Source organism: Streptomyces sp. NPDC096193 (assembly GCF_040302905.1).
Classification (GTDB): domain Bacteria; phylum Actinomycetota; class Actinomycetes; order Streptomycetales; family Streptomycetaceae; genus Streptomyces.
Map to the genome: position 1 here is coordinate 242,488 of NZ_JBEOSJ010000001.1, position 14,043 is coordinate 256,530.

A 14,043-nucleotide genomic window follows, 5' to 3' on the forward strand; every position below is an offset into this window, starting at 1 on the left:
CACCATGCCCTCCTCGCTCACCACCGCGCTGCCGGGCCTGCAATCGCGTCCAGGCCGGCCTCCCCTGCTGGAAATCGAACCCGGCACCGACACCATGAGCTGGCCGGTCCAGCAGCGGGACGCACTGCGCGCCGCCGTCGCCGAGCACGGAGCGGTCCTGGTCCGCGGCCTCGGGCTGCGCGACGCGGACGACGTCGCCGCGGTGCTCCGGCAGCTCGCCACCGCACCGGCGGCCGACACGGAGGCCTTCGCGCTGCGGGAGACCTACTCCGACGGCGTCTACTCATCCACGGCCTGGCCGTCGAACCAGCCGATGTGCATGCATCACGAGCTGAGCTACACCCTGGAGTTCCCCGGCCTGATGATGTTCGCGTGCCTCACCGCGCCCACCGAGGGCGGGGCCACCGCGGTCGCCGACTCGGCGGCGGTGCTCGAGGACCTGCCCCCCGCCCTGACCGAACGGTTCGAGCGCGAGGGATGGCTGCTCACCCGCAGCTACAACGACGAGATCGGGGCCTCCGTCGCGGAGGCGTTCGGCACCGAGGACCGCGTCGCCGTCGAGAACTACTGCCGCGCCAACGCGATCGAGTTCGCCTGGCAACCCGACGGCGGACTGCGCACCCGACAGCTGCGCAGCGCCGTGGTGCGCCACCCGGTCACCGGTATGCGCTGCTGGTTCAACCAGATCGCGTTCCTCAACGAGTGGACGACGGCCCCCGAGGTGCGGGAGTACCTGATCGACGAGTACGGCGCGGACGGTCTGCCGTTCAACACCCGCTACGGCAACGGCGATCCCCTCACCGAGGACACCGTCCAGCTGATCAACGCGGTGTACGAGACCCACACCGCCCGGCAGCCCTGGCAGGCCGGCGACCTGATGCTCGTCGACAACATCCGTACCGCGCACAGCAGGGAGCCCTTCGAAGGGCCCCGGGACGTGGTCGTGGCGATGGCCGACCCGGTGCGCCTGGGCGACTGCTCGCCGACCGTCGAAGCCGCTGTCCGATGACCACCACACCCACTCCCGCACCGGAGCCCGCCATGCCAGAACCGCTGTCCGCGCCGTCCTTCGCCGTGATCACGGGCGACCAGGTCAAACGCGCTCTGGAAGGACGCGAGAAGGAGATCGTGGAGGTGGTGGAGGGCACATACCGACTGCACGGCGCCGGCGAATCGGTGAATCCGCCGTCGTCCTTCCTCCGTTTCCACGACCGCCCCACCTCCCGGATCATCGCGCTGCCGGCGTCGATCGGCGGCCGGAACCGGGTGGACGGACTGAAGTGGATCTCCAGCTTCCCGCAGAACGTGGCGTCCGGTATCCCCCGGGCCTCGGCGGTGCTGATCCTCAACGACCCCGACACCGGCTATCCGTTCGCCTGTCTGGAGAGCTCCATCATCAGCGCGACCCGGACCGCCGCCTCGGCCGCGTCGGCCGCCGACCGGCTCACCCGTGACCGGCCGCGACCGCTGCGCGTCGGCTTCTTCGGGGCCGGTCTGATCGCCCGGTACATCCACACCTTCCTGGTGGGGACGGGCTGGTCGTTCGACGAGATCGGGGTGCACGACCTGTCGGCCGACAGCGCGGCGGGATTCCGCGTCTACCTCGAACAGTCGGGCAGCGGCGGACGTATCACCGTGCACAACAGCGCCGAGGACCTGATCCGGCTCAGCGACCTGGTGGTCTTCGCGACCGTCGCGGGTCAGCCGCACGTCGGCGACCTCTCGTGGTTCGCCCACAACCCCGTCGTCCTGCATGTGTCGCTGCGCGACCTCGACCCGGAGATCCTGCTCGCGTCGACGAACATCGTCGACGACATCGAGCACTGCCTGCGGGCCGGCACCTCACCGCATCTGACCGAACAGCGCACCGGCAACCGGGACTTCGTGCACGGCACGCTGGACGACGTGATGGCCGGACGGGTCACGGTGCCGCCGGACCGGCCCGTCGTGTTCTCCCCCTTCGGTCTCGGAGTGCTCGATCTGGCGGTCGGCAAATACGTCTACGACGAGGTGGCCCGCACCGGAGAACTCCGGGTCGCCGACGGCTTCTTCCACGAACTGCGCCGGTACGGCTGAGCCGCCCACCAGCGCCCCCACCACACGGAGGCCATCGTGCCTGTCATCTCCGTACCCCAGGCCTTCAACGAGGAGGAGCTCTATGTCGACCTCTCGGCGATCTACGGGCGCTCACTGTTCCTCAAGTGCGAGGGCTTCAACTTCGCCGGTTCGATCAAACTCAAGGCAGCGAACGAGATGGTCGAGGCCGCGGAGCGGGAGGGCATCCTGACGCGGGACTCGATCCTGATCGAGTCCTCGTCCGGCAACCTCGGCGTCGCGCTGAGCATGATCGCCGCCAGCAAGGGCTACCGGTTTCTGTGCGTGACGGACTCCCGCTGCAATCTGGCGACCCGGCTGATGATGGAGGCCCTGGGCAGCCAGGTGCACATCGTCGCCGGCCAGCGGTCCAACGGCGGACTCCTCGGCGCACGCCTCGACTACGTCCGCGCCATGTGTGCGTCCGACGACCGCTACGTATGGCTGAGCCAGTACACCAATCCGGCCAACTGGAAGGCGCACTACCAGCGGACCGCACCCGCCATCGCCCGCGCCTTCCCGAAGCTCGACGTCCTGTTCGTCGGCGCGGGCACCACGGGAACCCTGATGGGCTGCGCCCGCTACTTCCGCGAGTCGCGCCGGCCGGTGCACGTCGTCGCCGTGGACAGTGTCGGCTCGGTGAGCTTCGGGGGCGCGCCGGGACGCCGGATGATTCCCGGCCTCGGTATGAGCGTCCGTCCGCCACTGCTGGACGAGTCGTACGTGGACGAGGCGGTCCGCGTCGAGGAGGCCGACACCGTTCGCGCGTGCCGCCGTCTCGCCAAGAGCGGGTTTCTCTTCGGCGGCTCCACGGGCACGGTGGTCAGCGGCGCGATGGGCTGGCTGGCCCGGCACGACGCGCGCGACCTCACGGCCGTGGCCGTCGCTCCGGACCTCGGCGAGCGCTACCTCGACACCGTGTACCAGGCCAACTGGGTGCAGGCCCTGTACGGCGCGGACGTACTGGACCCCGAGGGACAGCCCTCAGGCCCTTCGGAACCCGTGCGATCGCCGGGCCCGAACACGCGTTCTCGACGGGAGAGGGACGACAGCTGGGCCCCGGCCGCACCCGACGGCCGGCCGCGCCGCGGAGCGTGGTGAGGAACTGAGGGCGAGCGGCCGGGGCCACGGTGCCTCGGCCGCGGGCTGCGGGCGTGGCTGCGGGCTGCGGGCTGCGGGCTGCGGGCTGCGGGCTGCGGGCTGCGGGCTGCGGGCCTCAACTGACCTGCCCCGTGCGGCACTTCGTCGTGATGGTTCACGCGGTGGGCACATGGCTCCCCGGTGCTTTGTAGGTGCGAGCGACATATCCGGTCGGGTGACGGGCTCCTAGTCTCCCGAATCCACGGACGGGATTCCGCCGTGAGCCGCACCTCACCCGGGAGGGTCCATGAGATCGTCGCCCGCTGCCCGTCTCCTCCGGCCCGCCGCGCTCCTTCTGCTGCTGGTCGCGGCGCACGTCTTCCCCACATCCGCGCCGCCCGCGGCCGCCGCCCAGACGCCTGCAGCGGTACGGGCGCCGGTACCGGTACCGGGAGAGCTCCGGCCGCACGACGTGAGCGACGTCTACAGCGTCGGCATCTCGTCCGGCGGCTATATGGCCACCCAGTTGCACGTGGCGTACTCCGGCACCTTCGACGGCTCGGCCGCGTTCGCGTCCGGCCCGAACCACTGCGCACAGAACGACCTCAACAAGGCCCTGCTGGCCTGCATGGACACCCTTCAGGATCTGCAGCTCGACAAGCTGGAGCAGACCACACGCGACTGGTCGGCGCAGGGACTCGTGGACCCGGTGGCCAATCTCGCCGAAGATCCGGTCTATGTCTTCAGCGGATCGGGCGACACCACCGTCAAGCGTCCGGTGGCCGACGCGCTGTCCGACTACTACGGCCGGTTCGGCGCGCGCGTCCGCTACAACAACAGCACGGCGGCCGGACACGCGTGGATCAGCCCCCTCGGCCCCAACTCCTGTACGGTCACCGCGAATCCGTGGATCAACAACTGCGGCTTCGACGCGGAACGCGACCTGCTCGGCCATCTCCTGGGCAGCGTCACCGCCCCCGCCGGGACACCCGGCGGCACCCTGACCCAGTTCGACCAGAACCCGTACGCCCCCGGCGGCCAGGCACGGGCGATCTCCCTGGACGAGAAGGGCTTCGTCTACGTACCGGGCACCTGCCAGGACGGCGCCACCTGTGACCTGGTCGTCGCCCTGCACGGATGCAAGCAGGGCTACTCCTACCAGGGCTTCGGCAGCCAGTTCATCGACAAGGCCTATCTCAACGAGTACGCCGACACCAACAACCTGATCGTGCTGTACCCGCAGGCCGTCCCCACCACCACACTCGACAACCCCAACGGCTGCTGGAACTGGTGGGGTTATCAGGGCGACTCGGCATACGCCCGGCACGGCGGCAAGCAGATCGAGACCGTCATGGCGATGGTGAGGACACTCGGCGGCGACAGCACACCACCGCCCGCCGGCAACCGGATCACACTGGCGAGCACGGACGCGCAGGACGGCTACATCAAGGCCGCGGCGGACGGGTCGGGCGCGTCCGTCGGCACGCTGGAAACCACGTACGGCCTCGCTCTGGGCCGCGGAAGCGACGGGAGATACAACCGGAGCGTGCTGTCCTTCGACACCTCCCGCATCCCGGCCGGCAAAAACCTCACCCGCGCCTATGTGACGCTCACCCACAGCAGCGGCTCCGGTTCCCCGTGGACCAGCCCGACGGGCAACCGCCTGCTGGTCGACGTCCACCACGGCTGCCTGGGCACCTGTCCGGTCGAACCGACGGACTGGTCGGCAACCACGACGGCCCCGGGGTCGGCGGAGGTCACCGCGTTCACTTCGGGCACCACATCCTCGACGAACCTGTCGACGGCGGGACTCGCGGCGGTGAACCGGACGGGGGTGACACAGCTGCGTCTGCGGTTCGCGGCGAACCAGACGTCGCATGCGTACGTGTTCGTCAACAAGGACACCAGGGCGACGCTGACGGCGGAGTACCAGTAGGGCAGCGCATGGGCTGGGGCCGACGCAGCCGGGTGCCGCGGACCCACCGGACCCACCATGGCGAAACAGCCGTCGACCTTGTCGCAGGCATCCCCGGCCGCGACCAGGCGGCCGGGGATGCCCCGTACCCGGATACGACCGGCGTGTGGCGACCGGACGACAGCCCGGCCGCCACACGCACGGCATCGCGAAGCAACACTCGGGCATCCATCAGCAGGGCGGGATGACCTTGCTCCAGTCCGCAAACCTGCCCGTTGTCAGGTAGTGGTCGTTGACGTAGCCGCCCGACTGCGCTCCTCCCGTGTCCGCGAAGAACCAGTAGCGGTTGCCGGTGCCGTCCGCGTCCACCGCGCCCGTCGTCCAGCAGTGCACAATCAGCTGATCGCCGTTGCGGCCGTGGTAGTTCGCAACCCGGCCGTGGTCGTAGTCGGGCGCGTTGTACAGGCCGAGGAAGGATCCCGGGTCGATGGCGGTGACCCGGGCGCACCAGTCGTTGGGGTTGCCCCCGATGGCGCACTTGTAGAGCCCCTGGCTCGGAGGTGTCGGTGCCCCCGCGCACTCCGGCACGCCGGGAATCCACGCGGGCCCCCGCAGATACAGATTGCTGATCCAACCGTGCTGCACCGGCAGATACGACCAGACGTCGTTGGTGACGCCGCCGTCCGTCACCGACTCACCGCGCTTTTGACAGGCGACATGAACCGTGGTGGGGCCCGGGAAGCGATGGGTCACATCGGCGTCCGTTGTCGGCGCCGTGCGGACGTTGACGTCCGTCGCCCACATCTCCACCGGCGTGGTCCCGGCCGGCGCTCCCGGATCCGGAGGCGGGTGCACGATGTTGCGCTGGGCCACCGCGGCGGCAACCGCACGCTTGGCTACCTGGGCGGCGACGCGCTTGCCTTCGCGGTTCTGCCGTTCGATCGCCGGATTGCCGTTGGTACGGGCGTTGTCGCGGTAGGCGATGTGCGGCGGGTTGGTCGTACCGTCGTCGATGCTGAGGGCGAACTCCAGCAGCCAGTTGCCGGACCCGGGACGGCCCGGCTTGTTGCACACGAGGTCATCGACCCGGCACACATCGAAGTACCGTCCGTCGCCGAGGCGTCCGGCGAACGCCGACGGCACGGAGACGCGCTGCATCAGTCCGCCGCGGTCGATGGTCGTCTGCCCGGGCTGGTAGTCGGGCCTGAGGGTGAGCATCTGGCCGTTCTGCGCCATCCCGATCTGCCCGTTGTGGCGGGACGCGTCACCGATCGTGATCGCGGCGCCCACCGCGGCGGACCGCCCCTGGTCCCCGGCCACGGCCGGAGAGGCGAGTGCGTTCTTGACGACCTGACCGCCCTGGGAGTATCCGATCATGACGAGCGTCGGCCGGCTGGGACAGTTCGCATAGAATTCGATCTCGCGGACGAGTTCGTCGCGTCCCTTCCCCATCGAGGTCCAGTAGTCGTCCGGCCCCGGATTGTCCCCCGGGAAGGGCCACGGAAGATCCCAGCCGATCGCGGATGCGGGATAGGGAAGATTACGGGCGGTGATGTCGCTCACCGGTACACCCTGTTCCGCGAGAGCCTGTTTCACTGCGCGTACATAAGTGTCGTTCACGCCGACGGAGCCGTACGGAGTGGTCTTCCCCTCCTCCACGTACTCCGACGTGCCATAAGCATTGATGATCACCCATGGCTTATCGCAGTTCATCGCCGGTTGCGGCGGCGGTGGCAGTGCGGCCGCGGTGGGAGCGGCGGCAAGGTGCGCCGCCGACAGTAATCCGGCGAGCAGTGCGCAGACCAGGGCGCTCCGTGCCCGGCGCGCCCCCGGCCCTCTCCGCTTTCTCGGATTTCTCATGCGTTGTTCCCCCTTGTGAGCACAGAAGGATCACGTCATGGCGCACGATCACCTTCTCGATATCGGAGGATCGTCCTCCGATACTCCAACGCCCCGTGGGACGTGGGACATTCGACCACGATGGCAGGCGAATGGCCGGACCTCAAACATTTCGAAGCTCATGGAAACGACGCTGCTCACCTCGCGCGGAACGCATTACCCGGCCGAGGGAACGCACGGGGATGTGTTGCGACCGCACCGATGGGTACCCGAGTCGCAGAATGCCCTCGGGCATTTTTCCATTCGCCGCCAATTGAGGAAGAAGGAGTCGGACCGTGAACGGCTCACCCGCGGAAACCGGGCTGATCACCAGTCGGCACAGCAGCACAGGAGAGCCCGTGCGGACGTGCATACCGGCTGTACTCGTCCCGGAGGACAGATCAGGCCCGCAGCAGGGCGACGGCAGGGACGAGGAAGAGCGCACCATCGTCGTCGGCGACGACTGAGGCCCCCGGCAGTCGCCAGGGGCCCTCGCGGTGTCCGTTTCAGCGCTGTCCGCGCACCATCGACAGCAGCAGCCCGTGCGTCTCGGCGTCCGAGGCCACGACGAGACCGCGACCGCCCTGCCTGCCCCGCCCGGCCTGTCCCACCGGGGCGCCGTCCACTCCGGTGACGACGCAGCCGGCGGCCCGGCACAGGGCGATACCGGCGGTGAAGTGCACGCTCTCGGTCAGGTCACCGCCGTCGGTGACGTACGCGGCACGCCTGTCGGCCGCGCCCCAGGCAAGCGCCGACGTGCTCGCACCACCCGCGGCCGGAACCCGCGACGAAATCCGGGTGAGCGAGCAGATCCACGGCACGGAATCCGGGCGCGCTCGGAAACGGCGGATCCAGGTTCACGTCCACCAAGCGGGTGGCGGCCGTAGGTACCAGCTGCTCGTCCACCTCGTCGCGCCGAACCCACGCCGTCGTGCCGTCGGTGAGGAAGACCTCGCCGCTGAACGGATCCGCCACCGCCGCCGGGCCGTCGCCCAGCGCCACGTTCACCGCGACCAGCATGGTGCCGGCCGCGTAGTTGAGCGTCCCGCACAAGGGATCCACCAACCACGCGCGCACCGCGTCCCCCGGCCGCCCTCCTCGCCGTGCACCGCGTCGTCGGGCCGGGCAGCCCGGATGACGCCGAGGACCGCCTCCTCGGCCGCCACATCGGCGTCGGTGGCGAAGTCCCCGGACCCTTGTCGATGCGGGAGAGCCGCTGCCCGTATCTGCCGAGCGCAACCTCCGCACCCGCACGCACGGCGGCCGTCGCGACCTCGGCATCACCCCGGTGCGCAGTCGAGTCGATCCCGACTGGTTCACTCACGCCTGTCGCCCGAGGAAGCGGGCGGTGGTCGCGACGAAACGGTCCGGGTCGTCGAGCCACGGGAAGTGACCGGCTCCCGCCTGGACGACGTATTCGGCGTTCGGGAACAACTCCGCGCACTCGGCCGTCGGGCCGGGAGGAGAGTTCAGGTCGTACTCCCCCGCGAGCACCAGCACCGGCCCGGCGAAGCCCGCGAGCGCCGCACGTGTGGCATCCGGATCGAAGGCACCGTCGGCGCCGAAGACGGCCGCTGCCTCCTCGTTCTTCTGACCGTCCTTCGCCGCCTGATGGGCGCGGGCCGTGTCGTCCCAACGGCCGTAGAAGAAGGGCTCGATGGCCTGCCGGCAGTCGTCCGTCGCCTTGCCCGAGAAGATCGCCTCCAGGGCCGCGAAGGCGGCCCCGAACCACGGCTCCTCGCTGCGCAGTTGCGCGGTCTCGCGCCGGATCTCTCCGGGGACGGCGATACCGAGGGCCGTGGCGCTCGGCGTGATCAGCGCGAGCCTGCCGACCCGCTCGGGGTGACGGGCCACGTAGAGCGCCGCGAGGTTCGTGCCCGCGGAGTGGGCGAGCAGGTCCATCCGGTCGAGGCCGAGATGCTCACGCAACGCCTCGACGTCGTCGACCAGCCGGTCGCAGCGGTAGGAGTCGACGCTCTGCGGCACCGCGGACTCCCCGGTCCCGCGGAGGTCCGGCAGGATCAGCTGCCGGTGCGCGGACAGGCCGCCGAGGTCACCGAGGTAGGCCGACGCCTGCATCGGTCCGCCGGGCAGACAGACCACGGGCCCACCGTCGCCGACCACGTGGTGGGCGAGTTCGGTGCCGTCGTACGCGGTGAGGGTGGGCATGGCGACGACCTTGTCAGCGGCATCCGCTCCCGGCAACCGAATTCGTCGCCCCGCCGAGGAGTCGGGCCGCACCGGCAGCCGCGGTGTGTCGTGCGCGGACGGGCAGGCCGAGGCCCTCCGCCGTGCGTGGACGGCGGAGGGCCTGGATCGTACGACCCTGTTCAGCGAGCCGCTTCGGTTCCCGCGGGTCGTCGCGGCGGCCGCGGGTCAGACACGCCGGCCCGCGAGCTCCTCGGCCATGCGCTGGAACTCGCCCAAGTCGTAGTTGGCGAGCGTCTTGTCGAGGTTGGTGAGCGCACCGAGGTGTTCGATGAAGCCGTCGGGCTCGTACTCGATCTGCAGTGTCACGCGGCTGGTGGTGTCACTGAGGTGATGGAAGGTGACCACACCGGCGTGGTGCACACCGGCGACCGTCTTCCAGGCGATCCGGTCCTCCGGCACGACTTCGGTGAGCTCCGCGATGAACTGCTTGTCCGCACCGGGCAGCGAAAGCCACCAGGCGAACCGCCGGCCGTCGAGCCGGTCGACCCGCTCGACATGGCTGAGGAAGCGCGGCCACTCGGTCACGTCCTGCCACAGACCCCAGCTCACGGAGACGGGGGCGTTGACGTCCACGGCTTCGATCAGAGATGCCGACATGGAGGGTCCTTTCCTGACGATCCGGTATTCCACGTTCCTTCACCGGGTGCCCTCCGATACGCGGCGCACACGATCTGTTCCCGCGCGCCGGAGCGGGCAGTGGCGCGGCCCGGGACGACGACGGTGGCGGCACCGGCCCAACTCGCCCACGCTGCCCACGCGATGGGCCGGGGCCGAGGGGTCTGCCGCCGCCTGTGCCCCTCAGGCGTCGGAAGGCACTCGCAGGGACACGACGAAGCCGCTGCTCGGACGCGCGGGCACCCGGCGCAGGCTGATCGACAGATCCTGCGGCGGCACCAGGTAGTTCATGTCCGCCAGCCGCGTGGACAGGCAGCTCAGCAGGGCGACGGTGATGTCCTCGCCGGGGCACCGGTGACCGGTGGCCGCGTCCCCACCGCCCTGCGGGATCAGCTCGTCGCTCGCCACGCTCCGGCCGAGGAAGCGCTCGGGGCGGAAGGCGTACGGGTCGGGCCACACGTCGGGGTCGTGCTGCCGGCCGTAGACGTCCAGCAGCACGAGGCTTCCTTCCGGTACGACCACGCCCTGCCACCGCAGCTCTCCGGCCGCCAGACCGCCCACGAACGGCACGAAGGGGTAGAAGCGCCGAACCTCGTTCGCGAACGCTTCCGCGTCCGCGGGGTCACCCCGGCGCAGTGCGTCCCGTCGGCCCGGCCACCGCTCGAGGGCGTGCGCCGCGAAGGTCACGAACCAGGCGACGGCCACCGTGGGGCGAATGATGTTGAGGACCTCCACGGCGGCGGTGTGCGAGTCGAGCAGCCGGCCGCTGTCGTCGCGGTGCAGCGCCACCGCCCGCAGGGGTGAGCCGGCCGGGTACTCCGTGCCCCGGCCGGTGCCCGGGTCCGTCCCCGCCTCCGCCCGCGCCGTACGGATCAGGGCCTCCAGCCACACCTCGCGCCGGGCGCGAGCGGCACGAGCCTTGAGGTGCCGGGGGCCGATCGCGGCGAAGCCGTCGACCATCGCCACCAGATCATCGGCCAGCTCCGCGGTCTCGGCCGCGCCGAGCGGAATCCCGGCCCAGTCGCAGACCGCGCGGGTGAGGACCCGGCTCGACTCGGTGAACAGTTCGACGGCGGGACGCACCGCCCAGTCCCGCGCGGCCGCGTCCCACTCCGCTCCGGCCCGTTCCGCCAGGCGCGCCACCGCGCCCCGGTTCTTGAGCAGGGACATGAAGAGCGCCTTGCGCGCCAGGTGCTGTTGCCCGTCGAGGGTGTGCACCGCACCCCGGCCGAACAGTGTGTCGAGAACGGGGCCGGGAAGCGCGGATCGTCGCCTCACGTGCTGGTCGTCGTAGAACAAGCGCACGGCCTCCCGGCCGCGGACGGCCGTCGTCGTCCGGCCCAGGATCCGGGTCTGCACCGGGAGGCCGCCGCTGGCGCGCATGCGGTCGGGCAACCAGGCGTAACCCTTGGTCATCAGAGGGATGCTGCTGTCTCGGAGGGGGGCGGCGAGAGTGTTCATAGGGGGCCGAGTGCCCGGAGCGGCGAGACCCAGACACCCGACGGCCGTCGACCGGAGCGGGGCCCGCTTCTCCGAGCCGGGACGGGCCCGGCTACGACCGCGTGCGGCCCGCTCGGTGTGCCACCGAGGACCCGGACCCCTCACGCCACGACCGGACCACCCCGTGAGGGCGGCCGCGGGCCCCTTCCCCGCACTGGCGGCTGCGGGGGTGCCGCGTCGCGGACACGGCCGTACGCTGACGGTCTCGGGGCTGCACACGGAGGTCTCTCATGCCCCGCCCCGTCTGGTCCGGAGCCATCTCGTTCGGCCTGGTCACCATCCCCATCAAGGTGCTGCCGGCGACCGAGAGCCACAACATCAGCTTCCACCAGTACCACCTGCACGACATGGGACGGATCCGGTACCGGAAGATCTGCGAGCTTGACGGCAAGCAGCTGCGCGACGACGAGATCGGAAAGGCGTTCGAGGTCTCCAAGGACACCTTGATCGAGATCACCGACGAGGACCTGGCGAACATGCCCTTGCCGACGGCGAAGGCGATCGAGATCGTCGCGTTCGTGCCGGCGGACAGCATCGACCCGATCCGGATCTCCAACGGCTACTACCTGGCCGCCTCCGGAGCGGTGTCGGCGAAGCCCTACACGCTGCTGCGGAAGGCGCTGGAACGGTCCAGCAAGGTGGCGGTGGCGAAGTTCGCGTGGCACGGCCGCGAGCGGCTGGGACTGCTGCGGGTGAAGGAGGACGCGATCGTCCTCCACGCGATGCGGTGGCCGGACGAGATCCGCTCCCCCGAGGCGCTCGCCCCCGACCCCGTCGAGGTCGGTGACAGCGAGATCGACGGTGCCGTGGCGCTGATGGAGGCCATGAGCGAGGACGACATCTCCGGGTACAGGGACCACTACCGCGAAGCCCTGGAGGAGGTCATCGCCGCCAAGGCCGAGGGGAAGACGCCGCCCAGGGCCGAGGAGGAGACGCGCCCGGCGGGCGAGGTCGTCGACCTGATGGCCGCTCTGAACGCGTCGGTGCAGGCGGCGAAGGAGTCCCGCGGGGAGAGCGGCGAGCACGCCACCGTGCACGACATGCCCCGCTCCAAGAAGCGGGCCGCGAAGAAGACCGCGGCCAAGAAGACCGCGGCGAAGAAGGCCACCGCGAAGAAGGCCGCCGCCAAGAAGACGAGCGGACGCAAGCCCCGCAGCGCCTGAGGACATACGGCCCCCGCGAGGGCCCGTCAGGGCGACGGCGTCCGTTGCCTGGGATGGTCGGCCATGTGGTGGGTACACGGGTGAAGCGTCGCAGGACGCTGCCCGCTGCCGTCGAAGACTCGGGAGACCTCATGAAGGTCCGCCGCCCGCCGTCCGTGTGGGAATCCGGGCTCACAGCCAATGTGCTGGCCGGCCGCTACCGGATCGATGCCCTTGCCGGACGAGGCGGGGCCGCCGACGTGTACCGGGGACTGGATCTGCGCCTGAGGCGCCCGGTGGCCGTCAAGGTGTTCCGGCCCGGGGCGGATCCGGAGATGGAGGAGCGCTTCGCCGAGGAGGCGCTCCTGCTGGCCCGCCTTCGGCACCCCAACCTCATCACGGTCTACGACACCGGGCACCACGAAGGTTCCGACTTCCTGGTCATGGAGCTGGTCCAGGGTGTCACCCTGCGGCGGCGCATCGCCTCCGGCCCGCGTCCCCTTTCCTGGGTGTGCAGGTTCGGGGCCGCGCTCGCGGGAGCGTTGACCCATGTGCACGCCGCCGGAATCGTGCACCGCGACGTCAAGCCCGGCAACATCCTGCTGGACGCCGAGGACAGGCCGTATCTGACCGACTTCGGCATATCGCGGATGCTCGACACTCCCTCGCACACCGATCCGGGCGCCCTGATCGGCACGGCGGCCTATCTCTCACCGGAGCAGGTGCTCGGCAAGGGCGCCGGGACGGCGGCGGACATCTACGCGATGGGCCTGGTGCTGCTGGAGTGCCTCAAGGGCGAACTCGAGTACACGGGGGCCCCGTTGGAGGCCGCGATAGCCCGTCTGCACCGCCCTCCCGTCCTGCCCCCTTCCCTCCCCGGCGAGATGGCGTCGCTGCTGACCGCCATGACCTCCGTGGACGACGCGGAACGACCGGACGCGGACGAGTGCGCGGCGGCGCTGGAGTCACAGCGTGTCGACCCTCCCCGGGTCCCGTCCGCCGCGCCCGCCCCGAGGCGGTTCGGTGTCCGCTCGCTCGGCACGGAAGGTCACCGAAATGGCCTTCCCAGCCGCCGGGACGGTGCCCCGACCCACCGGATCAACGCCTCGGCCGTGCCCGCGCCGACGCGGAGCCGGCGCCTGATGATGGCCGGCGCGGCCGCCCTCGCTGCCATCCTCGGCACGACGCTCACGGCGGCGGACGACGGCTCGGACGCGGGCCGGAAGCAGATGGCCGTCCCGCAGCCCGATCCCACTCCGGAGCCCGACTCCGCGCCTCGGCCCGGGCACTCCGGCACACCGGCCCCCGAGCCCGGAGGTAAGCCGGCGGCAGCGGACCCGGTCGCCGCGACCCGCGGTCCGGCCGATGCCGTCGACCCCACCCGGCGCGCGGTCCCGGCGGTACAGCTGCCGGTCGTCCGCACCTCGCCCCCGGGCGGCACCGGCGCTGTCCGGCCGCCCGCGTCCTTCGGTACGCCGGAGTACGCATCGCCCGGGCACGGCCCGGAGAAGGACCACCGCCGGTCGAAGGGGCGAGCGCACCAGCCGAAGGACAAGGCGGGCAAGGGGGAGAAGGCGGGCAAGGACACGAAGGACTGACACGCGCTCA

11 protein-coding genes and 1 pseudogene are annotated in these 14,043 nt (G+C 70.6%); 7 read left to right on the top strand and 5 right to left on the bottom strand.

The features are described 5' to 3' along the window. Window positions 1–4: 4 nt before the first annotated feature. The 4 genes from ABTX78_RS01140 (at window position 5) to ABTX78_RS01155 (ending at window position 5,110) form a co-directional block, all read left to right on the top strand. Window positions 5–1,009 (top strand): TauD/TfdA family dioxygenase, encoded by a 1,005-nt coding sequence (locus ABTX78_RS01140; protein ID WP_352204706.1) that lies wholly within the window; start codon window positions 5–7, stop codon window positions 1,007–1,009. A 32-nt stretch (window positions 1,010–1,041) separates the two neighbouring features. Next, window positions 1,042–2,076: a 2,3-diaminopropionate biosynthesis protein SbnB gene (gene sbnB, locus ABTX78_RS01145; protein ID WP_502993718.1), complete on the top strand. Its 1,035-nt coding sequence runs from the start codon at window positions 1,042–1,044 to the stop codon at window positions 2,074–2,076. A 36-nt stretch (window positions 2,077–2,112) separates the two neighbouring features. Next, the gene (gene sbnA, locus ABTX78_RS01150) at window positions 2,113–3,195 is read left to right on the top strand and encodes a 2,3-diaminopropionate biosynthesis protein SbnA (protein ID WP_352204708.1); all 1,083 of its coding nucleotides are present in this window, start codon (window positions 2,113–2,115) and stop codon (window positions 3,193–3,195) included. Between the two features lie 286 nt (window positions 3,196–3,481). After that, window positions 3,482–5,110 (top strand): extracellular catalytic domain type 2 short-chain-length polyhydroxyalkanoate depolymerase, encoded by a 1,629-nt coding sequence (locus ABTX78_RS01155; RefSeq protein ID WP_352204709.1) that lies wholly within the window; start codon window positions 3,482–3,484, stop codon window positions 5,108–5,110. Window positions 5,111–5,320: 210 nt separating this feature from the next. Here ABTX78_RS01155 and ABTX78_RS01160 read toward each other — a convergent pair whose 3' ends face one another. Then, the gene (locus ABTX78_RS01160; RefSeq protein ID WP_352204710.1) at window positions 5,321–6,781 is read right to left on the bottom strand and encodes a cutinase family protein; all 1,461 of its coding nucleotides are present in this window, start codon (window positions 6,779–6,781) and stop codon (window positions 5,321–5,323) included. A gap of 482 nt (window positions 6,782–7,263) precedes the next feature. Here ABTX78_RS01160 and ABTX78_RS01165 point away from each other — a divergent pair, with 482 nt between their 5' ends. Then, the gene (locus tag ABTX78_RS01165; RefSeq protein ID WP_352204711.1) at window positions 7,264–7,434 is read left to right on the top strand and encodes a hypothetical protein; all 171 of its coding nucleotides are present in this window, start codon (window positions 7,264–7,266) and stop codon (window positions 7,432–7,434) included. Window positions 7,435–7,473: 39 nt separating this feature from the next. Here the strand turns inward: ABTX78_RS01165 and ABTX78_RS01170 are convergent. The 4 genes and pseudogenes from ABTX78_RS01170 to ABTX78_RS01185 all read right to left on the bottom strand — a co-directional run bounded on the left by ABTX78_RS01170 (window position 7,474) and on the right by ABTX78_RS01185 (window position 11,209). Next, a pseudogene (locus tag ABTX78_RS01170) lies at window positions 7,474–8,273 on the bottom strand (inositol monophosphatase family protein). Window positions 8,274–8,287: 14 nt separating this feature from the next. After that, on the bottom strand, window positions 8,288–9,136 hold the full coding sequence (locus ABTX78_RS01175) for an alpha/beta fold hydrolase (RefSeq protein ID WP_352204712.1): 849 nt from the start codon (window positions 9,134–9,136) through the stop codon (window positions 8,288–8,290). Between the two features lie 207 nt (window positions 9,137–9,343). Further along, complete coding sequence (locus tag ABTX78_RS01180) at window positions 9,344–9,775, bottom strand: SRPBCC family protein (RefSeq protein WP_352204713.1); 432 nt, start codon at window positions 9,773–9,775, stop codon at window positions 9,344–9,346. 201 nt (window positions 9,776–9,976) lie between these two features. Continuing rightward, a complete protein-coding gene (locus tag ABTX78_RS01185) occupies window positions 9,977–11,209 on the bottom strand; it encodes a cytochrome P450 (protein ID WP_352204714.1) in 1,233 nt (410 codons plus the stop codon). A 314-nt stretch (window positions 11,210–11,523) separates the two neighbouring features. Here ABTX78_RS01185 and ku point away from each other — a divergent pair, with 314 nt between their 5' ends. Both ku and ABTX78_RS01195 read left to right on the top strand, forming a co-directional pair. Beyond that, the gene (ku, locus tag ABTX78_RS01190) at window positions 11,524–12,456 is read left to right on the top strand and encodes a non-homologous end joining protein Ku (protein WP_352204715.1); all 933 of its coding nucleotides are present in this window, start codon (window positions 11,524–11,526) and stop codon (window positions 12,454–12,456) included. A 131-nt stretch (window positions 12,457–12,587) separates the two neighbouring features. Next, window positions 12,588–14,033 (top strand): serine/threonine-protein kinase, encoded by a 1,446-nt coding sequence (locus ABTX78_RS01195; RefSeq protein ID WP_352204716.1) that lies wholly within the window; start codon window positions 12,588–12,590, stop codon window positions 14,031–14,033. Window positions 14,034–14,043: the final 10 nt, after the last annotated feature.

What these genes read in the sequence shown, in the direction of transcription:
- sbnB (WP_502993718.1), top strand. Translation starts at nt 1,042, where the DNA reads ATGCCAGAACCGCTGTCCGCGCCGTCCTTCGCCGTGATCACGGGCGAC.
- ABTX78_RS01195 (WP_352204716.1), top strand. Translation starts at nt 12,588, where the DNA reads ATGAAGGTCCGCCGCCCGCCGTCCGTGTGGGAATCCGGGCTCACAGCC.
- ABTX78_RS01155 (WP_352204709.1), top strand. Translation starts at nt 3,482, where the DNA reads ATGAGATCGTCGCCCGCTGCCCGTCTCCTCCGGCCCGCCGCGCTCCTT.
- ABTX78_RS01180 (WP_352204713.1), bottom strand. Translation starts at nt 9,775, where the DNA reads ATGTCGGCATCTCTGATCGAAGCCGTGGACGTCAACGCCCCCGTCTCC.
- ABTX78_RS01185 (WP_352204714.1), bottom strand. Translation starts at nt 11,209, where the DNA reads ATGACCAAGGGTTACGCCTGGTTGCCCGACCGCATGCGCGCCAGCGGC.
- ABTX78_RS01175 (WP_352204712.1), bottom strand. Translation starts at nt 9,136, where the DNA reads ATGCCCACCCTCACCGCGTACGACGGCACCGAACTCGCCCACCACGTG.
- ABTX78_RS01140 (WP_352204706.1), top strand. Translation starts at nt 5, where the DNA reads ATGCCCTCCTCGCTCACCACCGCGCTGCCGGGCCTGCAATCGCGTCCA.
- ku (WP_352204715.1), top strand. Translation starts at nt 11,524, where the DNA reads ATGCCCCGCCCCGTCTGGTCCGGAGCCATCTCGTTCGGCCTGGTCACC.